This window comes from Actinophytocola sp. (assembly GCF_035762905.1).
Lineage (GTDB): Bacteria > Actinomycetota > Actinomycetes > Mycobacteriales > Pseudonocardiaceae > DASYTH01.
Genome location: NZ_DASUCC010000151.1, coordinates 1 through 20,282 on the forward strand (window position 1 = coordinate 1; position 20,282 = coordinate 20,282).

Annotated in this window: 20 protein-coding genes; 7 read left to right on the top strand and 13 right to left on the bottom strand. The window is 70.4% G+C overall.

Translation table 11 applies throughout. From position 1 onward, the window contains the following. From cydB to VFV67_RS33040, 4 genes are all read right to left on the bottom strand, one after another. The coding region (cydB, locus tag VFV67_RS33025) for a cytochrome d ubiquinol oxidase subunit II (RefSeq protein ID WP_326474636.1) at positions 1-605 on the bottom strand (605 nt) is incomplete at its 3' end. Between the two features lie 15 nt (positions 606-620). After that, positions 621-2,024 carry a cytochrome ubiquinol oxidase subunit I gene (locus VFV67_RS33030; protein ID WP_326474637.1) on the bottom strand — a complete coding sequence of 468 codons (1,404 nt, stop codon included), beginning with the start codon at positions 2,022-2,024 and terminating at the stop codon, positions 621-623. A 123-nt stretch (positions 2,025-2,147) separates the two neighbouring features. Next, positions 2,148-2,540 carry a pyridoxamine 5'-phosphate oxidase family protein gene (locus tag VFV67_RS33035; protein WP_326474695.1) on the bottom strand — a complete coding sequence of 131 codons (393 nt, stop codon included), beginning with the start codon at positions 2,538-2,540 and terminating at the stop codon, positions 2,148-2,150. 157 nt (positions 2,541-2,697) lie between these two features. Further along, positions 2,698-3,345, bottom strand: a complete 648-nt coding sequence (locus tag VFV67_RS33040) for a response regulator transcription factor (protein ID WP_326474638.1) — start codon at positions 3,343-3,345, stop codon at positions 2,698-2,700. A gap of 36 nt (positions 3,346-3,381) precedes the next feature. Here VFV67_RS33040 and VFV67_RS33045 point away from each other — a divergent pair, with 36 nt between their 5' ends. The 3 genes from VFV67_RS33045 (at position 3,382) to VFV67_RS33055 (ending at position 5,755) form a co-directional block, all read left to right on the top strand. Next, complete coding sequence (locus VFV67_RS33045; protein WP_326474639.1) at positions 3,382-4,668, top strand: serine/threonine-protein kinase; 1,287 nt, start codon at positions 3,382-3,384, stop codon at positions 4,666-4,668. 10 nt (positions 4,669-4,678) lie between these two features. Continuing rightward, positions 4,679-4,969 carry a DUF4342 domain-containing protein gene (locus tag VFV67_RS33050; RefSeq protein WP_326474640.1) on the top strand — a complete coding sequence of 97 codons (291 nt, stop codon included), beginning with the start codon at positions 4,679-4,681 and terminating at the stop codon, positions 4,967-4,969. 75 nt (positions 4,970-5,044) lie between these two features. Beyond that, positions 5,045-5,755, top strand: coding sequence for an HNH endonuclease family protein (locus tag VFV67_RS33055; RefSeq protein WP_326474641.1), 711 nt, complete (start codon positions 5,045-5,047; stop codon positions 5,753-5,755). 122 nt (positions 5,756-5,877) lie between these two features. On the opposite strand, the gene VFV67_RS33060 is transcribed toward VFV67_RS33055, so the two are convergent. The 4 genes from VFV67_RS33060 to VFV67_RS33075 form a co-directional block, all read right to left on the bottom strand. Then, positions 5,878-7,017: a DUF222 domain-containing protein gene (locus tag VFV67_RS33060; RefSeq protein WP_326474642.1), complete on the bottom strand. Its 1,140-nt coding sequence runs from the start codon at positions 7,015-7,017 to the stop codon at positions 5,878-5,880. 1,012 nt (positions 7,018-8,029) lie between these two features. After that, positions 8,030-8,887 (bottom strand): ANTAR domain-containing protein, encoded by an 858-nt coding sequence (locus VFV67_RS33065; protein WP_326474643.1) that lies wholly within the window; start codon positions 8,885-8,887, stop codon positions 8,030-8,032. A 91-nt stretch (positions 8,888-8,978) separates the two neighbouring features. Beyond that, on the bottom strand, positions 8,979-9,704 hold the full coding sequence (locus VFV67_RS33070) for a GAF and ANTAR domain-containing protein (protein WP_326474644.1): 726 nt from the start codon (positions 9,702-9,704) through the stop codon (positions 8,979-8,981). After that, positions 9,701-10,306 carry a GAF and ANTAR domain-containing protein gene (locus VFV67_RS33075; RefSeq protein ID WP_326474645.1) on the bottom strand — a complete coding sequence of 202 codons (606 nt, stop codon included), beginning with the start codon at positions 10,304-10,306 and terminating at the stop codon, positions 9,701-9,703. Before VFV67_RS33075 ends, VFV67_RS33070 begins: the two co-directional genes overlap by 4 nt. Positions 10,307-10,625: 319 nt before the next feature. Between VFV67_RS33075 and VFV67_RS33080 the strand changes: the two genes are divergently transcribed. Both VFV67_RS33080 and VFV67_RS33085 read left to right on the top strand, forming a co-directional pair. Further along, complete coding sequence (locus VFV67_RS33080; protein ID WP_326474646.1) at positions 10,626-11,189, top strand: HPP family protein; 564 nt, start codon at positions 10,626-10,628, stop codon at positions 11,187-11,189. Between the two features lie 53 nt (positions 11,190-11,242). After that, positions 11,243-12,937, top strand: a complete 1,695-nt coding sequence (locus VFV67_RS33085; protein ID WP_326474647.1) for a GAF domain-containing protein — start codon at positions 11,243-11,245, stop codon at positions 12,935-12,937. Here VFV67_RS33085 and VFV67_RS33090 read toward each other — a convergent pair. Further along, complete coding sequence (locus VFV67_RS33090; protein WP_326474648.1) at positions 12,934-13,569, bottom strand: response regulator transcription factor; 636 nt, start codon at positions 13,567-13,569, stop codon at positions 12,934-12,936. The genes VFV67_RS33085 and VFV67_RS33090 overlap by 4 nt on opposite strands. A 320-nt stretch (positions 13,570-13,889) precedes the next feature. Between VFV67_RS33090 and VFV67_RS33095 the strand changes: the two genes are divergently transcribed. Together VFV67_RS33095 and VFV67_RS33100 are read left to right on the top strand one after the other, a co-directional pair. Beyond that, positions 13,890-15,101: a lytic transglycosylase domain-containing protein gene (locus tag VFV67_RS33095; protein WP_326474649.1), complete on the top strand. Its 1,212-nt coding sequence runs from the start codon at positions 13,890-13,892 to the stop codon at positions 15,099-15,101. Positions 15,102-15,132: 31 nt separating this feature from the next. Further along, entirely contained in the window at positions 15,133-16,107 is a 975-nt protein-coding gene (locus tag VFV67_RS33100; RefSeq protein ID WP_326474650.1) for an endonuclease/exonuclease/phosphatase family protein, read from the top strand. Between the two features lie 21 nt (positions 16,108-16,128). On the opposite strand, the gene VFV67_RS33105 is transcribed toward VFV67_RS33100, so the two are convergent. From VFV67_RS33105 to VFV67_RS33120, 4 genes are read right to left on the bottom strand one after another with little or no spacing between them, the layout of a single operon-like run. Next, positions 16,129-16,728 (bottom strand): ATP/GTP-binding protein, encoded by a 600-nt coding sequence (locus VFV67_RS33105; protein WP_326474651.1) that lies wholly within the window; start codon positions 16,726-16,728, stop codon positions 16,129-16,131. Next, positions 16,709-17,086 carry a DUF742 domain-containing protein gene (locus VFV67_RS33110; RefSeq protein WP_326474652.1) on the bottom strand — a complete coding sequence of 126 codons (378 nt, stop codon included), beginning with the start codon at positions 17,084-17,086 and terminating at the stop codon, positions 16,709-16,711. The genes VFV67_RS33105 and VFV67_RS33110 overlap by 20 nt, the downstream gene beginning before the upstream one ends. Before the next feature lie 14 nt (positions 17,087-17,100). Beyond that, a complete protein-coding gene (locus VFV67_RS33115; RefSeq protein WP_326474653.1) occupies positions 17,101-17,520 on the bottom strand; it encodes a roadblock/LC7 domain-containing protein in 420 nt (139 codons plus the stop codon). Then, positions 17,517-19,928, bottom strand: a complete 2,412-nt coding sequence (locus VFV67_RS33120; RefSeq protein WP_326474654.1) for a sensor histidine kinase — start codon at positions 19,926-19,928, stop codon at positions 17,517-17,519. The genes VFV67_RS33115 and VFV67_RS33120 overlap by 4 nt, the downstream gene beginning before the upstream one ends. Positions 19,929-20,282: the final 354 nt, after the last annotated feature.

A 20,282-nucleotide genomic window follows, 5' to 3' on the forward strand; every position in this document is an offset into this window, starting at 1 on the left:
GGGATCGCAAGTCTTCGGGCGGCCGCCTCGGCGCGGCCACGCAGTTCGCCGACCGTGCGGAGCGAGAGGAACGTCGCGCCGTGGAACGCGAAGAGCGCGACGACCGCGACTCCGGCGAACACGCTGTACGGGCTGAAGAGATCGAGGAGGTCGCCGGTGAAGTCGCCGTCCGAGTCGATCGGTGTCCCGTACAGCAACGCTGCGAGCCCGGCACCCCACACGAGCGCGGCGCCGAACGAGCCGATGGTGTTCGCCCATGTCCATGTCGTCCGCCACCCGGGCGTCTCGCTCTTCGAGCGCCACTCGAACGAGACGACCCGGACGATCAGGAAGAAGAGGATGAGCAGAAGCGCGAGGTAGAAGCCCGAGAACATCGTCGCGTACCAGGCCGGGAAGGCGGCAAAGGTCGCCGCGCCGGCAACCACGAGCCAGACCTCGTTCCCGTCCCAGACCGGGCCGATCGTGCGCAGCGCGACCTTGCGGTCGACGGCGTCCTTCGCGACGACCGGCAGCAGCATCCCGACGCCGAAGTCGAACCCCTCGAGCACGAAGTAGCCCGTCCACAGCACGGCGATGAGCAGGAACCAGATGTCGGTCAGCGGCATGACATCTCCAGTGCGTCAGTAGGCGAACACGGGTGCCGGCCGGTCTTGGTCCACATCGGACTCATCCGGCGGCGGGGCGGGCGGCGGCGGACCGGCCTTGGCGTAGCGGAACATCAGCATGCCGTCGATCACCGCCAGCACCCCGTACAGGACGGTGAACGCGATCAGCGAGGTGAGCACCATTCCGGTGGAGACGATCGGCGACACCCCGGCGGCGGTCTTCAGCACGCCGTAGACCACCCAGGGCTGCCGGCCCATCTCGGTGAAGATCCAGCCCATGCTGTTGGCCAGGAACGGAAGCGTAACCGCGGCGATGGCGGCGGCGTAGAACAGCCGGGAGGTGGGGGTCCGGCCGCGCCGGAACACCCACAGCCCGACGACGGACAGCAGCGCCATCAGCGCGCCGAAGCCGATCATCAGCCGGAACGTCCAGTAGGTGACCGGAATGTTGGGCCGGTAGTCGCCGGGGCCGTACTTCTGCTCCTCGGCGGCCTGGATGTCGTTGATCCCCTCGACCGTTGCGTCGAACGAGCCGGTGGCCAGGTAGGACAGCAGGCCGGGTACCCGGATGCTCCAGACCTCTTCGGTCCCGTCCAGGGTGCCGATGGTGAACACGGAGAACGACGCCGGTGCGTCGGTCTGGTAGAGCGCCTCGGCGGCGGCCATCTTCATCGGCTGCTGGTCGGTCATGATCTTGGCCTGGAGGTCTCCGCTGATCACCACGCCGACGCTGCCGATCAGCACGGTGACCAGGGCCAGCCGCATGGACGGGCGGAACACCTCGGGCGCGGTGCCCCGGCGCAGCTGCCAGGCGCTGATCGCCACCACGAAGATCCCGGCGGTGACCATCGCGGCGGTGATGGTGTGCGCGAACGCGCCCAGTGCGGTGTTGTTGGTCAGCACGGCGCCGAAGTCGGTCAGCTCGGCCCGGCCGGACTCGGGGTTGAACCGGTAGCCGACCGGGTGCTGCATCCACGAGTTCGCGGCCAGGATGAAGTAGGCGGACAGCACGGTCCCGATCGCGGCCAGCCAGATGCAGGTCAGGTGCAGCCGCTGCGGCAGCCGGTCCCAGCCGAAGATCCACAGCCCGAGGAAGGTGGACTCAAGGAAGAACGCGAGCAGGCCCTCGATCGCCAGCGGCGCACCGAAGACGTCCCCGACGAAGGCGCTGTAGTCGCTCCAGTTCATGCCGAACTGGAACTCCTGCACGATGCCGGTGACCACGCCCATGGCGAAGTTGATCAGGAACAGCTTGCCCCAGAACTTTGTCATGCGCAGGTACTTCTCGTTGCCGGTGCGCACCCACGCGGTCTGCATTCCGGCCACCAGCAGGGAAAGACCGATCGTCAGCGGTACGAAGATGAAGTGGTAGACGGTGATGATGCCGAACTGCCAGCGGGCCCATTCCAGCGCGCTCATCCGGGATCTCCCTGCCAGAGTGGAGTTTCCCGCATTGTGTCCACGCCGGACGAAGCGCCACAACCGGACGCACGGCCCGTCGTTGAGGGACGTAAGTCCCCTTCGATCGGGTGAATAGTCCTGCTATTGAGTGAGCTGGTAGCCGGTCACCAGCTCCGGCTGAATGCGCAGCACCTGCTCACGCTGGCCGTTGACCCACGGACGCAGTAATCGCTCGTACCGGGCCACCTCGTCCGGGTCACACACCAGGGTGGCGAGCCCGGTCACGATCACGCTCCAGCCGAGGTGCTCCGCCGGGTCGATCTCGTCGGCCTCGAAGGCGACCACGACGCCGATGTCGGCCAGCACCTCGGCGCCGAGGTGGGCGCGCACCACGACGGTGCCGTCCTCGACGATGTGGCTGATCGGGCGGACCGCGGGCAGGGCCTGACGGGTGAACACGATGCGGCCGAAGGAGACGCTGCCGAGCAGGCGCAGCGACTCCCACCGGGAGAGCTCGACCATCCGGCGCGGCACGGTGCCCAACAACGACCTCCAACTACTTCGACTCCCGGCCAGCCAGCTTCATGGCTGACCCGGCCGGTGCGCCAGAGTCAAAGTCATCGAAGGATCAGGGACCTTCGGCCCTTGTCGGTCCGGCGGAGTGACGGCGGTCACGCTGCGTGGCAGCGGATCAGTGGTTCTCCTGGTCGCGGCGCAGGTCCGCGGCGAGGACCGCGGCCTGGGTGCGGCGCTGCATGCCCAGCTTGGCCAGTAGGTGGGAGACGTAGTTCTTCACCGTCTTCTCGGCGAGGAACAGCCGCTCGCCGATCTGGCGGTTGGTCAGGCCCTCGCCGATCAGGTCGAACACCGCCCGCTCCTGCTCGGTGAGCGCGGTCAGCGGGTCGCCCTTCTCGCGCTCCCGGCGGATGCGCTGGAGCAGCGCGGCGGTGGTGCGCGGGTCGAGGAGCGAGCCGCCCTCACCGACCGTGCGTACGGCCTTGATCAGATCGGTGCCGAGCACCTGCTTGAGCACGAACCCGGACGCCCCGGCCATGATCGCGTCGAACAGCGCCTCGTCGTCGGCGTAGGAGGTGAGCATCAGGCAGTTCAGCTCCGGGAACTGGGAGCGGAGCTCGCGGCACAGCTCGACGCCGCTGCCGTCGGGCAGCCGGATGTCCAGCACCGCGACGTTGGCGTCGGTGCCGCCGACCCGGGCCATCGCCTCGCCGACCGATCCAGCCTCGCCGACGACCTCGAAGTCGGGCTCGTCCTCGAACAGGTCCGAGATGCCGCGCCGCACGATCTCGTGGTCGTCCACCAGAAAGATCCGTATCGTCACGGCGTTGACGGTACGCCGCGTTGCTACCGTTGTCCGGTGGACCCGGACGAGCTGATCGCAGGCCGGTACCGGCTCGTTTCCCAGGTCGGGCGCGGGGCGATGGGCGTGGTCTGGCGGGCGCGGGACGAGCGGCTGGACCGGACCGTCGCGGTCAAGCAACTGCTGGCCGACTCGGCCGCCCGGGAGGCCCGGATCGCCGGCCGGCTGCGCCACCCGAACGCGGTCGCCGTCTACGACGTGGTTGTCCACGACGGCAACCCCTGCCTGATCATGGAGTATGTGCCGGCGGAGAACCTGGGCCGGCGCGGCGTGCTCCCGCCCGAGCGGGTGGCCCGGATCGGCGCCCAGGTCGCGTCGGCGCTGGCCGAGGCGCACGCCGCCGGCGTCGTGCACCGCGACGTGAAGCCGGACAACGTGCTGCTGGCCGAGGACGGCACCGCCAAGATCACCGACTTCGGGGTGTCCCGGGCGGTCGGCGTCGGCACGCTGACGGCCACCGGAATGCTCGCCGGCACCCCCGCCTACCTGGCTCCCGAGGTGGCCTCCGGGGCCGACGCCGACCCCCGCTCGGACGTGTTCTCGCTCGGCGCCACCCTCTATGCCGCGCTCGAGGGTGAGCCGCCGTTCGGCTTCGAGGACAACCCGATCACGCTGCTGCACAAGGTGGCCCGGGCCGAGATCCGGCCACCCCAACGATCCGGCCCGCTCACCGGCCCGCTGTTGGCGCTGCTCCGCCGCGATCCCGCCGAGCGCCCGACGATGCGTGAGGCCCAGCAACTGCTCGCCGCCGTCGCCGACGGTAGGCCGCCGCCCGCGTTCCGGCCACGCACCCCGACGATGGTGCTCCAGACCCGCCGGGTTCCGCGCCGCCAGCTCGTGCTCGGCGGCGCCGCGGCCGCCCTGGTCGCCGCCGGCGTGGTGATCGGCGTGCTGATCGCCGACGGCTCGGGCGCCGGCTCCCCGGCCGCCGGCGCCGACCCGGCGGCCTCGACCACCACCACCGTGCCCCCGTCCCCCTGCCAGGCCTCGTACGAGGTCAAGCAGTCGTGGGACAACGGCTACCTCGTCGAGGTGACGGTCACGAACCGCGGCGCCGACGACGAGCTCACCGGCTGGCTGGTGACCTGGACCCTGCCCGCCGGCCACCAGATCGACCAACTCTGGAACGGCGAGCGCGAAACCGACGGCCCAGCGGTCACCGTCAGGAACGTGGACTACAACGGCATCATCGCCGCGGGCGCGAACGTCAAGTTCGGGCTCACCATGCGGGCGCCGGGCGCCGGTGAACGAGAGGTACCGGCCATAGACTGCCGGGAGGACTGAGGGAGGAACGATGACCGAGGAACGCGAACCGATCGTCCGCCAGGCCGGCCAGGCCGTGCTCGGCAAGGTGAAGGAGCTGATCCACGAGGGCAACGTGCGCCACGTCGTGATCCGGAACGACGCCGGCCGCACGGTGATGGACATCCCGCTCACCGCCGGCGTCGTCGCCGCCTGCGCCGCGCCCGTGGTCACCGCGATCAGCGCCATCGCCGCCCTGGCCAACGACTGGTCGATCAAGGTCGAACAACCCCTCCCGCCCAGCGACCCGATCGTGATCGACGCCGCGCCCACCGACCACTGAACCATCGACCCCGGAGCCCGCCGACCACCGGGAACCGGGGGATTGACCATCCCACCGCCTGGGAATCCCGTTCCCATGGTCCCCGCCCGGCGCATCGCGGCCACCCTTGCCGCCGCCCTGCTCACCGCTGCCCTGACCGCCTGCGAGCCCGTGGATCTTTCCATCCCACCCGGCACCGGCCCGGCCGCCAACCCCGCCGCCAACGCCCACGAACCCCCGGGCACCGTCGACGCCCCCACCGCCCGCACCCGCCTCGCCGCCCTCATCGAGGCACCCCCCGCCACCCTCGACGGCTACGTGCGCGACTGCGACAACGGCGACGCCTGCGTCTTCGGCCAACCCTGGTTCGACACCGACGGCGACGGCTGCGACCAACGCTCCCAGGTCCTCGCCCGCGACATGGTCGACGTCATCCGCAAACCCGGCCGCTGCGCCGTCACCTCCGGCACCCTGCACGACCCCTACACCGGCCAAACCGTCACCAGCGTCTCCAAGATCCAGATCGACCACGTCGTCCCCCTCGCCGAAATGTGGCGCAGCGGCGCCGCCAACTGGCCCCCCGACCAACGCACCCGCGCCGCCAACGACCTCACCAACCTCCTCGCCGTCAACGGAAAGACCAACCAGTCCAAAGGCGACAAGACCCCCGACGTCTGGCTCCCGCCCAACACCGCCTATCACTGCACCTACGCCCGCATCTACATCACCACCAAGTCGAACTACGCCCTCACCGTGACCGCCATCGAGCGCCAGGCACTGGCCCAGGCCCTCGCCGCCTGCGGTTGATCCATGCTGGGTTGTCATTGCCGGAGCACACTGTTGTCATTGCCGGAGCACGTTCCGCATCGGCCTTTGCTCCGGATCAACCCATTTCGGCGGTCGGAAGTGAGGCAATCCGTTCACGAGTTTTATCGTCCATTTCGAGTGATGCAGCAACCGATGGTGTCTCCTGCAAAGGAGCACCATGTTGGCCATATCGGTCGCACCGCCCTCCGATCAGAATTTGATGTGATGCGCGTCGGTCCATCTCGCCGGTAGATGGCACCCCGGAAACGCGCATCCCCGGTCCGGGCAATCAGTGCTTTGCGCTGTTCGGGTTTCACCAGGCGGCGTTCCCGGCCCACGTCCAGTGGAACCGAGTCGCCGTTGAGCACGACCGGGATCAGCCCCGTATCGCAAGCGATCCGTCGGGCCGCACTCGCCGACAGGAACGCCCCACCGTCCAAAGTGGCGGTACCGATCCCTTCCAGCAGTGCGTTGAGGTCCATGTAGAGGTGCAGGTGCGGCTTGTTCCCACCGGCCGTGCTGTCGTCGAGCTGCGCGGCGCTGTGGCACAGCTGCGCGAACCCGTCACCGCGCCGCCGCTGCGCCGAACGCGGATCCGGCACACCGTCGACCGGAGATAGCGGCAGGCTCAACGCGCCGATCAGGCTGACGAACTCCTCGCCCGCCTCGGGGTCCAGGACGCCCCGGAACTTGATCCACCCGTCTGGCTGGGTGCAGATGTGCAGCTCGTTCTCCGGTTCGGCGAGCTTGTCCTCCTGGTGTGGGTCCTCGCCGTCCTGGTCGATGCGCGCCAGCAGGATCCGCCCGTACTGCTTCACGACCCGCGCATCGGAAGTCCGTGCGGTCTCGGTCAGTGCGGACTCCACCACCTGCTTGTTCTCCGCCCCCGCCCACTCGGGGATCGCGTTGACCGCCTCCGCGATGACCTCGACATGGTCCGCATCCAGCGCCCCGTCCCGCAATGCCTCGCGCACCAGCGGCAGCTTGGCCGGCGTCACATGCCCGGTCGGCGTGACCGACTCGGCCACCTGCTCGGCCTGCGCGATCAACCCCGATGCCTTCCGGGTGGTGATCCGCAACAGCTCAGCCAGGTATCGGGCCGCACTTGGGTACCCGGCGAACAATTCCGTCTGGTGGTGAGCGATGTCGTTCACGATGTCCAGCGCGGCGGCGTAGTCCCGACGCATTCTGGCGAAGATTTCCTTCAGCGCAGCCGGAACCTCCGAACCCCGCAGGGTCGCGTATTCCCGGGCTGCGCTCATGCCGCCATTCTATCGGTGCTCGGTCCTGGTTTCGAGAATGTTCACTCGATCAGGTGTTCGACGGGCGGACGTGCCATTCGCGTGGTTTTCGAGTTGCGGTGCAGAGAAACCTTTGCTGTGGTTGGCAGGGGTCCCCGGCTGCGTCGGAACGCTCGGGGTGGCCGCCTTGGCAGAGCGGGGCCCGGCGTTCCGCCGCACGGCCGTGGACAGGCGCTCCGAGCACCAACCCGGGCCCGGCCTGCCCACAACCGTGCACCGAGCCACCCGCTCACCCGCCGACCCCCACGACTTCCCACCCCCAACACCCGAATCCCCAGCACCGACAACCCAGTTACCACCTCCCGCAGCAACCCCGAACTCCCAGCCCAACAGCCGAGTCCCACCCCCAGCAGCCGAGTACCACACCCAGCAGCCGAGTTCCCAACCCCAACAGTCGAGTCCCACCCAGCAGCCGAGTCCTCAGCTCCGGTAGCCGAACTCCCAGTTCCAGCACCCCAAGTTCCCAGGCCCAGATCCCTTAACGACCTGACCAAGCAACCCGCCATGGTGACGTACCTTGCCCGGTGCACGGTTGTGGGCAGGCCCGCGCCCCGCGTCTGTGCACGAAGCGGCCTGTCCACAACCGTGCGGCGGAACGCCGGGCCCAGCCCCGCCAAGGTGCCCACCCCGAGCGTTCCGATGCAGCCGGGGACGGCACCCAGGCCAACCCGGCCCCCCGGCACCGGCGGTTCGGCTGCCGGGATCAGCGGTGGGGATGCTGGAGTCGGGAGTTCAGGTGCTGGAGCCGGGAGTTGGGGTGCTGGGACCGGCAGTTCAGATGCTGGAGTCGGGAGTTCAGGTGCTGGAGCCGGGGGTTGGGGTGCTGGGACCGGCGGTTCAGGTGCTGGAGTCGGGAGTTGGGGTGCTGGGGCCGGCGGTTGGGGTGTTGGGGTTGGGAACTCGGCTACCGGAGCTGGGAGTTGGGGTGCTGGGGCTGGCGGTTGGGGTGTTGGGGGCGGCGACTCGGGAACGCTTACAGTCCCGAGGTCCCGTCCAACACCGACTGCGCCACTTCCAACAGCGGCCGCTTCAACTCCGCTGCCCGGTTGGCCATCAGTTGGAACGCCTCGGCGCCGGTGGTGTGGTGGCGTTCGGCGAGGGTTCCTTTGGCCTGTTCGATGATGGCCTGGTTTGACAGTGCCAACTCTAGTTGCGTGACGAACTGCTCCCGATGGGTCGCGGCGTGTTCGTGCAGGATCGCCACGGCGGCGAGATCGGCCAGTCCTTGCAGGATCCGGTCGTCGAATCCGCATACCCGGTCGACCCCGGGCAACACCAACGCGCCGAGGATATCGGAGCGGAGCCGCACCGGTGCGGCGTGCACGGTCGAGATTCCCATCCCACGCGCGTGGTCGAACAGTTGCGGCCAGGCGGAGTCGATCTCGATCGGGACCGGGCCGGGTCCGTCCAGGTAGAGCCGGAAGAACTCCCGGAGTGGAGCATCGTCGGGCTCGACGGCGAGCAGCGTTCGCGGCCGCGCCAGGACGATACCGGCGGCGTCCACCGGCAACAGTGCCACGCAGCAGCGCAGCAGCGGGCGCAGGGTGTCGACCAGGGGCATTCCGTTCACCAGCGCGCTTGCGGTGGCCAGGAACGCCTCGACGACCCGCTGCTCGGCCCCGTGTCCGGTCGTGATCAGCCGGACCGCCACGTCCCGGATCTGCGAGATCGCCCGGTCCACCTGACCGATCGCCGACCAGACCCGTTGCCGCGCTTGACCTTCCTGGTTGCGCTCGATCAGCGCAAGCACGCCGTGCAGCTCCATGCTGACCCCGAACAGGCACTGGACGGTGGGATCCAGCATGTCCACCTCGCTGGGAACCTGATCCATCCGGCCTGCCGTCTCCCCGGTTCGGAGTCCAGTGCGGCTCATCGTGACGTGCAACTTGCACGAGGTCAACCGTCCGGTTGGCCGAGCACTGCTACCTGCCGCCGATCTCCGCCAGATCCGCCGAGCCGTGCACCACCTCGCTGGCCAGCTCACCCAGGTTCCGTCCGGTCCGCCTGGCGTAGGCCCGCAACCGCGCGTGCGCGTCGTCCACCGACGTCCCGATGTGCTCGGCCAGCACGCCTTTCGCCTGGTCCAGCACCACCCGCTGGTTCAGTGCGGTCTGCAACTGCCCGAACACCAGGTCGCGGTCCCGCACCGTGCGCTCGTGCATGATCCCGATCGTGGCCACGTCGGCCAGCGCCTGCCCGAGGTCGATCGCCTCCTGCTCCAGCTCACCCGGCTGGCTGTCGAACAGGTTCAGCCCGCCGATCAGCCCGTCCCGCAGCCGCATCGGCAGCGCGTGCGCCGACCCGAACCCGGCCGCCCGGGCCGCCGCCGCGAACTGCGGCCACCGGTCGGTCGCCGCGGCGAGATCACCGGCGTGCACCGCCCGACCCACCCGGTAGCAGTCCAGGCACGGCCCTTCCCGGTTCTGCAGCTGGAACAGCTCAAGCACTCGGCCCTGCTCGGTGGACGCCGCCACCAGCTTGAGCGTGCCGCGGTGGTCGGCGAGCAGCAGCCCGGCCGCGTCCACCTCGAGCAACTCCACGCAGCGTTTCGCCAGCAGCTCAAGAAAGTCCAGGACATCGAAGTCGGTCACCAGCCGGTCGGCCAGTGCCACGAAGGCCTCCCGGACCCGTCTATCCGACGCGTTCATCTCCGCGGTTCCTCCCCGTTGGGCCGGTTGCCTTCGGCAGGCGGATTGCCCGCACCGCCTCCATCGAAGCGCAACCGCCGCCCGAGCACGTCCCTGGCCACCTCGACCAGCCGACGATCACGGGCGTACGCATAGGCACGCAACCGAACCAGCGCCTCCTCGACTCCCAATCCGAGCTGCACCGACACCATCCCGGCGGCCTGGTGCACCTCGGCGCGCCACTCGTCGAAGCCCCCGTCGACCAGGTCCGGGTAGGCGCCGGTGATCCCGCCCCGGTCGTCCAGCACCAGCAGCAGCGCCGCGTCCGCGAAGACCAGCGCGTCGGCCAACTCCTCGCCGGCCAGCCCACCCGCCCGGTCCCGGTACAGGTCCAGGACTCCGACCCGGACGGCGCCGAGCGCGAGCGGGAACGAGAACATCGCCAGCACCCCGCGCCGGGTGGCGGCCGGGGCGAACATCGGCCACCGGCAACGGCTCGCCGGGGCGGACAGGTCCGCCGCCAACACCGGTTCGGCGCCGGACATCGCGTCCGCGGACGGTCCCTCGCCCAGGGTGAACTGCAGCTCGGCCAACTCGGCGCTGTTGTCGTCGGTGGCGACCACGGGATCGTGCCGGCCGGACCCGCGCGTGATCGACAGACCGGCCCCCGTCGCGGCAACGGCCCGCGCGCACGCCGTACACACGTGCCGCAGTGATGCCGATACCCCCTCCCGCTGTGCGTGTTCCGTGATCAGCGCCCAGGCCCTGACCACACGGTCCTGATCCACAGGCGAAAACCGCCTCGCCGCCTTCTCCGAATGACCTAGTGGGGCGGAACCCTATCCAGACCAGCCGACCGGTCTGAAATTCCGGGTGGATTTTGGGCTCGGGCGCGGTACTCCGAAGGTGACGTGGAGTCACCTTCCGCCGGAGGAGAAGGCCATGCAGGCGCGCGACATCATGACCAGCCCGACCAGCACGGTGCGGGTCGGCACCACGGTTGCCGAGGCCACGGCGCTGTTGGCCGCGTGGGGATTCGGCGCGCTGCCGGTGGTGGACGAGGCCGAGCGCCTGGTCGGCGTGGTGACCGAGGGCGAGCTGGTGCGGTCAACGGCGCGGACCGTGGGGGAGGCGATGACCGCGCCGGCAGCCGCCGTCGGCCCGGACACGGAGCTGGTCGACCTGACCGTGGCCCTGCTCGGCCGGGGCCAGCCGTGCCTGCCGGTGATCGAGGCTGACCGGCTGGTCGGCGTGGTCACCCGAGCCGACCTGCTCCGGGTGGTGGCCCGGGACGACGCCGTGATCGCCAGGGACGTGTGGCGCCGGCTGATCGACTACAGCGGGCACGACCGCTGGCGGGTCGAGGTGCACGGTGGCGACGTCACCATCGCCTGTGCCGGGGGCGGTGGGTTCGCCGACGAGACCGATCGGTTCGTGCTGGCGGCGCTCGCCGGGGCGGTGCCCGGCGTGCTGCGGGCGCGCACCGTCGCGGGCAAAGACGGCTGACGCGCGACTGGTCCAGCCTTCGCCGTCGTGGCATCGTTTGGCAGGAGGTCAGGATGCTCGAGGAATCCGGGTCCGCGTCGCTGGCCGGTCTGCGACTGGACGAGTTGCTCGGCGAGGTGCAGGACCGGCTGGCCGAGATCGGCCGAACCCGGGACCGGTTGAAGGGTCTGCTGGACGCGGTGCTCGCGGTGGGCGCCGGCCTCGAACTGGACGGCACCCTGCAGCGGATCATCCAGACCGCGCTGAAGCTGGTCGACGCCCGGTACGGGGCGCTTGGCGTGCTCAACGAGGAGGGCGGCCTGGCCAGGTTCGTCTACGTCGGCATCGACGAGGAGACCAGGGCGTCGATGGGGCACCTGCCCGAGGGAAAGGGTCTGCTCGGGGTGCTGATCGACCACCCGGAGCCGATCCGGTTGCCGGACTTGTCCAAGCACCCGGCGTCGGTCGGGTTCCCGGCCAACCATCCGCCGATGCGCAGCTTCCTCGGGGTGCCGGTCCGGGTGCGCGACGAGGTCTTCGGCAACCTCTACCTGACCGAGAAGCGGGGCGCCGCCGAGTTCACCGCCGACGACGAGACCGTACTGTCCGCGCTGGCCGCGGCGGCCGGGGTGGCGGTCGAGAACGCCCGGTTGTTCGAGGAGTCCCGGTTGCGGGAGCGCTGGCAGCAGGCATCGGCCGAGATCAACACGTTGCTGCTCGGCGGCGCGACCGGCGACGAGGCCATGCGGCTGATCGTGCGGCGGGTCCGCGAACTGTCCACTTCGGACTGTGCGGTGATCATGCTTGCGGTGCCGGGCGATCCGCTGGTGGTGTCGGCCGCCTCCGGTGCGGCCGCCGAGGAGCTGGTCGGCCTGACGGTGCCGGCCGCCGAGCCGGCGTTCGCCGGGGTGGTGACCGCCGGCACCGCGCGGCTCATTCCGGATCTGATGCAGGCGCTGCCCGGCGGGCTCGGTCTGGGCGCCGAGACCTACGGGCCCGCGCTGGCCGTCCCGCTCGGCGCGGCCAGCCAGACCAGCGGTCTGCTGCTTGCCTTGCGCACCAAGGGTTCCGCTCAGTTCGCCGAGGAACAGGTGCCGGTGCTCGCCTCGTTCGCCGACCAGATCGCGCTGGCCCTCGAACTCGCCGGCAAGCAGCGCACCCAGCGCCAGCTCGACCTGCTCGCCGACCGCGACCGGATCGCCGGGGACCTGCACGACCACGTGATCCAGCGACTGTTCGCGACCGGGATGAGCCTGCAGGGCGGGGTGCGCCGGATCAGCGACCCGGATGCGCGCCGCCGGGTGATGACCGCGGTCGAGCAGTTGGACGAGACGGTGCGGGAGATCCGCACGGCGATCTTCGACCTGCACACCAGCGCCGACGACCGGGCCGGCAGCCTGCGCAGGCGGATGCTGGACACCGTGGCGCAGACCGGAGCCGGCGCGCCGGTGACGCCGTCCCTGCGGATCAACGGCGCGGTGGACACCCTGGTCCCGCCGGACATCGGCGAGCATGCGCTTGCGGTGCTGCGCGAGGCGGTGAGCAACGCGGTCCGGCACGCCGCGGCGAAGAGCATCGTGGTCACCGTCGAAGCCGCCGACGAGCTGATCATCGACGTGCTCGACGACGGGATCGGGATGCCGGAGAAGGTGGCCAGGAGCGGGCTGCTCGGCGTCGCGCACCGGGCCGCGCAGTGCGCCGGCAGCGCGACGGTGACCGCCGGCCCACGCGGCGGAACCCGGCTCACCTGGCGGGTTCCGTTGCGCTAGAGCGGTTTGGGCAGTCGGGCGGCGAGCACGGCAGCCTGGGTGCGGCGCTGCACGCCCAGCTTGGCGAGCAGGTGCGAGACGTAGTTCTTCACGGTCTTCTCGGCGAGGTAGAGGCGTTCGCCGATCTGGCGGTTGGTCAGCCCCTCGCCGACCAGGTTGAGCACCGCGCGTTCCTGGTCGGTCAGCTCGGAAAGCGGGTTGTGCCGGTCGCGGTCGCGCTGAATCCGGCTCAGTACGGCCGAAGTGGCGCGCGGGTCGAGCAGGGAGCCACCGGTGCCGACGGTGCGCAGCGCGGAGAGCAGGTCGCTGCCGAGCACCTCCTTGAGCACGAAGCCGCCGGCCCCGGCCATGATCGCGTCGAACATCGCCTCGTCGTCCGGGAACGAGGTGAGCATCAGGCAGTTCAGATCGGGCATCCGGGACCGCAGCTCCCGGCACAGCTCGATTCCGTTGCCGTCCGGCATGCGCACGTCGAGCACGGCCACATCCGGTTCGCAGTGCGGAATCCAGGCCAGGGCCTCGGCGACCGAGGACGCTTCCCCGATCACCTCCAGATCCGGTTCGAACTCGACCAGATCCGAGATCCCGCGTCGCACGATCTCGTGGTCGTCGACCAGAAAGATCCGTACCACAGGCAACTCCCATGATGATCCGACGATTGCTCCGACGAGGCTACGCGGGGTTTTCCGCCGGCACAGGCGTCGTGTGACCCGCATGTGCAGGGTCCAAGGTCCCGGTTCCGACCGGGACCTGCCGCCGGCGCAGGCGGTTCGGCCGGTCCGATCGGGCCGGGTCGGCTGCCCGATCGGACATGGTGCGGCCCGGCGTGGATCGGCGGGCCGGCCGGCGGCTCAGATAACACGTGAGGAATTCGAGAGGCATCCGAGCGGGTCGCGGGCGCGGCGGGCGGCACCGTCTCGGCCGGCCCGCACCGGGGCTGGAGTGGATCATCGTGTGCGAGCCCGGCAGCGGGGGCCGGCACCGTACCGGTGCGGGGGTCAGTGGCGGCGTGCTCGCCGCGGGTGTGGTCCTGGCGGCCACCTCCGCGGCGGCGCCCGCCGTCGCACCGTCCGGCCCGCCCAACGCTCCGCAGCCGGTGGACCAGGAACGGGCGGTGGTCGCGGACCACCGTGGCGGGAACTGGATTCCCGATCGGATTCCCACCGAGGGACCGGATCAGGGCGTGGTGCTCGACGCCGACATCGAGTCCACAGTGGACGATTCGGGTCCCGGTCCGATGATCCCGGCGGTGTTCACCGGGGACATTCCGACCACGGTGCTGGACGCCTACCGGCGCGCCCGGGACGCGATCAACCTGGCCCAGCCCGGCTGCCGGCTGCCACTGGAGCTGCTCGCCGCGATCGGCAAGGTGGAGACCGGGCACGCGCGCGGCGGCCAGGTCGACACCAACGGCAACACGATGCGCCCGATCCTCGGACCGGCGTTGAACGGCAACGGGTTCGCCGCGATCGCCGACACCGACGGCGGCGCGCTGGACGGCGACACCACCTGGGACCGCGCGGTCGGCCCGATGCAGTTCATTCCCGGCACCTGGCGGCGCTGGGCCTCCGACGGCAACGGCGACCGCCGGTCCGATCCGCACAACGTCTACGACGCGAGCCTGGCCGCCGCGCGCTACCTGTGCGCCGCCAACCGCGACCTGGGCACCCCGGAGGGGCTGGACGCGGCGATCCTGAGCTACAACCACTCGACCAGCTACCGGAACCTGGTGCTGCGCTGGATGCAGAATTATCGGGGCGGCACCGTGGTGGTCCCGGACGCGACCGGTCTGCCGCCGGTGGTGATCGTTCCGACCGTGCCGCCAGCCGGACCGCCCGCCGCGCCGGGGACCACGACACCCGCGCCGCCGGCCACCACCGCGCCGAACCCGCCGGTGACCACGACGCCCACGCCGCCGGCACCCACGACCACCACGCCGGCCCCACCGACCACGACCGAACCGCCGGCCACACCGAACACAACCGAACCGCCGGCCACACCGAACACCACCACGACGGCCCCGCCGACCACCGAACCGGCGCCGCCGGCCAGCACCGAGCCGGCCCCGCCGACGTCGACCACCGCGCCGGTCACCGGACTGGTCGGTGGCCTGGTGTGCGGCGTGGCCGGGCTGCTCGACCCGGTGCTGCCGGCGTGTGACTGACCGGCACTGCCCAACGAGTGCGGAGAAAGGGATGGTCACCGTGCGGATCGCGACCTTCAACATCGAGAACTTCGACGAGACGGCGCCGGGCGCCAAGCCGTCACTGGCCGAGCGAATCGAGCTGATGCGCCCGCAGATCGTCCGGCTGCGCGCGGACGTGGTCTGCTTCCAGGAGGTGCACGGCCAGGAGCGGGCCGGGCAACCGCGGGACCTGCTCGCCCTGAAGGAGCTGTTGAAGGGGACCAACCTCGACGGCGCCACGCTGGTCAGCACCCGCACCGGCGACGGCGTCTACAACGAGCGCAACCTGGTCGTGGCCACGCATCTGCCGGTGCTCGCGTTCCGTCAGCTGCGCAACGACCTGGTCGCCATGCCGCTCTACCGGCGGCTGACCGCGGTCCCGGCCGATACCGCCGCCGTGGAGATCGCCGTCGAGCGGCCGGTGCTGCATGTCGAGCTGGACCTGGCCGGCAGCCGGCTGCACGTGATCAACGTGCACCTGAAGTCCAAGATCCCCACCGACATCCCTGGCCAGAAGATCGACGCATTCACCTGGCGCAGCGCCGAATCCTGGGCCGAGGGGTTCTTCATCTCATCGATGAAGCGGATGAGCCAGGCACTCGAGGTGCGCAGGCTGGTCGAGCAGATCCTCACCGCCGATGAGGCTGCCCGCATCGTGGTGGCCGGCGACTTCAACGCCAGCCCGGACGACGTGCCGGTGCAGGCCATCCGCGGCGACGTGGAGAACACCGGCAACGGCGCGCTGGCCGGCCGGGTGCTGGTCCCGATCGAGCAGACGATCGCCGCGCCGGCCCGCTACACGCTGTTCCACCATGGCCGGGGCGAGATGCTGGACCACCTGCTGATCACCCGCAACCTGCTCGCCAACTACCGCGGGTCGGAGATCCACAACGAGCTGCTGCACGACGAGTCGGCCGCCTTCGCCGAGGACAAGAAGTACCCGGAGTCCGACCACGCACCGGTGGTCGCCACCTTCGAGTTCTGACCGCCGAGTTCTGACCAGCCGTCAGCCGGCCCGCACCGGCCGGTTGTCCAGCCGGGTCAGCGCGTGCTGGCTGGCCGCGATCAGCACCTGCTTGGCCGAGTCGGGGGAGCGCGCGTCGCAGGTGATCACCACGGTGTCCGACGGCAGCGCGAGCGCCTCCCGCACATCGGCCGGGGAGTGCTGCTGGACGCCGTCGAAGTTGTTCATGGCGATCAGGAACGGGATCTCCCGCGCCTCGAAGTAGTCGACGGCGGCGAAGCAGTCGGCCAGCCGGCGGGTGTCGACCAGGATGACCGCGGCGATGGCGCCGCGGACGATGTCGTCCCACATGAACCAGAACCGGTGCTGGCCCGGCGTGCCGAACACGTAGAGCACCAGGTCCTCGGCAAGGGTGAGCCGGCCGAAGTCCATCGCCACCGTGGTCGTGGATTTGTTCGGGGTCGCCGCAGCATCGTCGACGCCGACGCTGGCGCTGGTCATCGGCGCCTCGGTGCGCAGCGGCACGATCTCGGACGTGGCCCCGACGAACGTGGTCTTTCCGGCGCCGAAGCCGCCGGCCACCACGATCTTCGCCGACGTGATCCGCTTGCGCGGCGCCCGGCTATTGTGCGCGTAGTCCACTGAGCACCCTCTCGATCAATTCCCGGCGCTCGGCCAGGGTTGTGTCCTCGCCGAGGGTCGCGTGCACGACGACCAGACCCTCGTTGAGCAGGTCCGCCACGAGCACCTTGACCACTCCGGGAGGCACCGACATGTGCGCCGCGATCTCGGCCACCGACCGGGCCTCGTAGCACAGTTGCAGAACATTCCACTGTGGACTGGTCGCGTTCGGCGGCACCGAGTAGCCGGCGCGGGTGGTCTGCACCTGCGCCTCGATGGCGATCTCCACGCTCGGCTCGGTCCGGCCCTCGGTGAAGGAATACGGACGGGCCAGTCCCGGGCGGGAGTGTCGGCCGCTGTACGGCTCGGACTCGGTCACGTTCTCCCCTGGCCTCAGGGCCTGTCGGCTGTCCCGCGCATCGGCGTGTCGACCATCCGACCGACCCGGTCGACGAGCAGCGTCATCTCGTAGCCGACCAGGCCGATGTCGCACCTGGCCGAGGCGAGCACGGCGAGGTGCGAACCGTCACCCACGCTCATCAGGAGCAGGAAGCCCTGCTCCATCTCGATCACCGACTGAACCACCCGGCCACCGGCGAACAGCTGGGACGCGCCCACGGTCAGGCTGGACAGGCCCGCGGCCATCGCCGAGAGCTGGTCGGCCCGGTCCCGGGGCAGCGCGTCGTTCGCCGCCACCATCAGCCCATCGGCGGATACCAGCACGGCGTGTGCGACGCCCGGAACCTCGTTGGTGAACGCGGTCACCAACCAGCCGAGCGACGACTCGGGCGCCGTCGTGATCTCCGTCGTCATGCTTCTCCCTCGGATCGTTCAGTTCGTGCCGCGTCGGAGTCCGACGCATGGCGCGACGTCCGCGCGTTGCGGACTCCGGTGTAGTGGCGCGCCAGGTTGTTGCGGATCGACTCCGGGTCCCGCTGCAGTGCGTGGGCCGGTTCCCGGCTCACCGCGCCGTCGGTCAACCGCGAGCCCGGCCGGCGCATCGGCAGGCCGGATCCGGTCGTCCCGGCCGGCGCCGGCTCCTCGGCGGGAGGCCGGGCGGGCAGCCCGGACACCGGCGCCGCGGGCAGTTGCTGACCGCCGTTGCCGCCGGACCTGCGCTGCGGCAGGCCGGACCTGGTCGGCTGGTCCTGCCGGGGCGCCTCGGACGAGCGCCACTCCCGGTCCGGCGGGTTCAGCCAGGACTCCGGCGCCGGGGGCGGCGGGGCCGGTGGTGGCGGGGTGGCGGTCACCTGGGCCGCGACCGGCTCGGTCCGCCGGAAGCGGGCCGTCTCCATGGTGGGTGGGGTCGGGTCGGTCATCGGCTGGAACCAGTCGCGGAGCGGGAAGTCGTCGGCCGGCCGGGCGGCGTGGCCGTTCGTGGAACCGTTGAACGCGCCGGACCGGATCGGCGCCGCCGGAGCCTCCAGCGCCACGTGCATCGGCGGGATGTGCACGATCGCGGTGATGCCGGACTGGCTCGACCGGCTCTCGTAGGTCGGCCGCAGCCGGACCTTCACGCCGTGCCGCTCGGCCAGCCGGCTGACCACGAACAGGCCCATCCGTCGGGTGGTCTCCGGGCCGACGTCCTCGCCGGCCGCGAGCCGCTCGTTGGCCTCGGCCAGCTCGTCCGGCGGCATGCCGATGCCGGCGTCGATCACCTTGACCAGCAGCCCGCCGTCGTGCGCGCGGTCGGCGCTGAACTGCACCTTCTTGTCCGGTGGGGAGAACCGGGCGGCGTTCTCCAACAGCTCGGCGAGCAGGTGCACGACGTCGGCGGCCGCGGGGGAGCGGACCTCGCCGTTCGGGGCGTGGCCCAGGTTCACCCGGCGGTAGTCGTTCATCTCCGAGATCGACGCGCGGAGCAACTCGACCACGGAGACCGCGCCCTGGCCGCGGCGGGCCGGGGTGCCGCCGGAGAGCACCTGCAGGTTCTCACCGTTGCGGCGCAGGCGGGTGGCCAGGTGGTCGAGCCGGAACAGGTCCTCGAGGCGCTTGGGGTCCTGCTCGTCGGCCTCCAGCCGCTCCAGCGTCTCCAGCTGCAGCTCCACCAGGGACTGCGAGCGCCGGGACAGCGTGGTGAACATGTCGGCGACCTGACGGCGCAGGTCGGCCTGCTCGCCGGCGAGCCGGACGGCCTGCTGGTGCATCTCGTCGAAGGCGCGGCCGAGCTGGCCGATCTCCTCACCGGTGTGCACCGGCACCGGTTCGACGGTGCGCCAGTCCACCTCCTCGCCGTCGCGGATCCGCTGCACGGTGTTGGGCAGCTTCTGGTGCGCGACGTCCAGGGCGGCGGACCGCAGCACGCGCACCGGACCGAGCAGCGAGCGGCCGACCAGCAGGGCGAGGGCAAGGGCCGCGAGCAGCGCGCCGAACACGATCGCCGAGTCACGCAGCGCGTTGGCCTGGGCGTCGTCGGCCAGCTGGCCCGCCTGGGCGTTCAGCCCGTCGAGCACCTGGGCCAGCAGGCCGTCCACGGCCTCGGCCTCGGTTTTGATCTTGGGCAGCAGGGCCGCGGGGGAGACCTTGCGCGGGTCGGCGATGGCGGCCTGGAACGCCTGCCGCCGCTCGCCGGCCGAGGCCACCGCGTTCTCGAACGCCTCGCGCTTGTCCTGCGGGATGTCCCGCTTGATGCGCTCGGCGAGGATGGCCTCCTCGGAGGTGGTTCGCTGACCGGTACCGACGTCCAGCGGCTGCCCGGCGGCGTTGAGCAGCAGGACCACCTGGTCCATGCCCTGCAGACCGCGCACGCGCAGCATCGCCTCGACGGCCTTGCCCGGGCCCTCCAGGTTCTGGTTGCCGGACGCGGCGACGATGCCCGAGGACAGCGCGCTCATGCTGTTGACCAGGTTGTAGTAGGACGTGACCACGTTGAACGGGGTGGCGTCCGGGCTGCTGGCCAGCTTGCGCGCGTTGTCCAGGCCGGCGTAGCTGTCCCGCAGGATGCGGTCCTGGCTCTCCGGCAGCACGGTCGCCTCGTCGGCGCGCTGGAGCTGTTGGAGCTGCTCGTTGACCGCGGCGGCGACCTTCTCGCGATCCCGGCCGACCGGGGACGCGGCCACCAGCTCGTCAGCGAGGCGGGAGGCCAGCTCGGCGCTCTCGCGAAGCAGCGTCACCTGGTCACGCAGGGTGTTCAGGCGGTCGGCCTCGTCCAGCTGGGCCTTGACTCGAAGGGCACCAAGGGCGAGGGCGGCAAGCGCGGGCAGCAGGAGTACGACCGCCACCTTGGTGCGGACGCTCCAGCCATTGATATGCCATCTACGGGTGTTCTGCATGCCTGCTACAGGCACCGCCTTCTCCAACTGGATTTGCCATCACGTATTCGGAAACTCGGACACAATACGAAACGGCCTCACATGTCAAGTTCCCAGGTCACAGTGGGTCGTGCCGTGGTAACCAGTCCAGGGTCTAAAGACCCTACCCGAGGGTTCAAAACCGGCACGGAGAGAGCCGCCCCCAGTACCTACGGTTACGAACGAGCCCAAAATGGTGGCGCACGGTGCCGACTGCAAGCTGCAATCCGCAGTGACCTAAATAACAATATCAATTGGGATTCCAGGACGTGTCGATTTGATTTG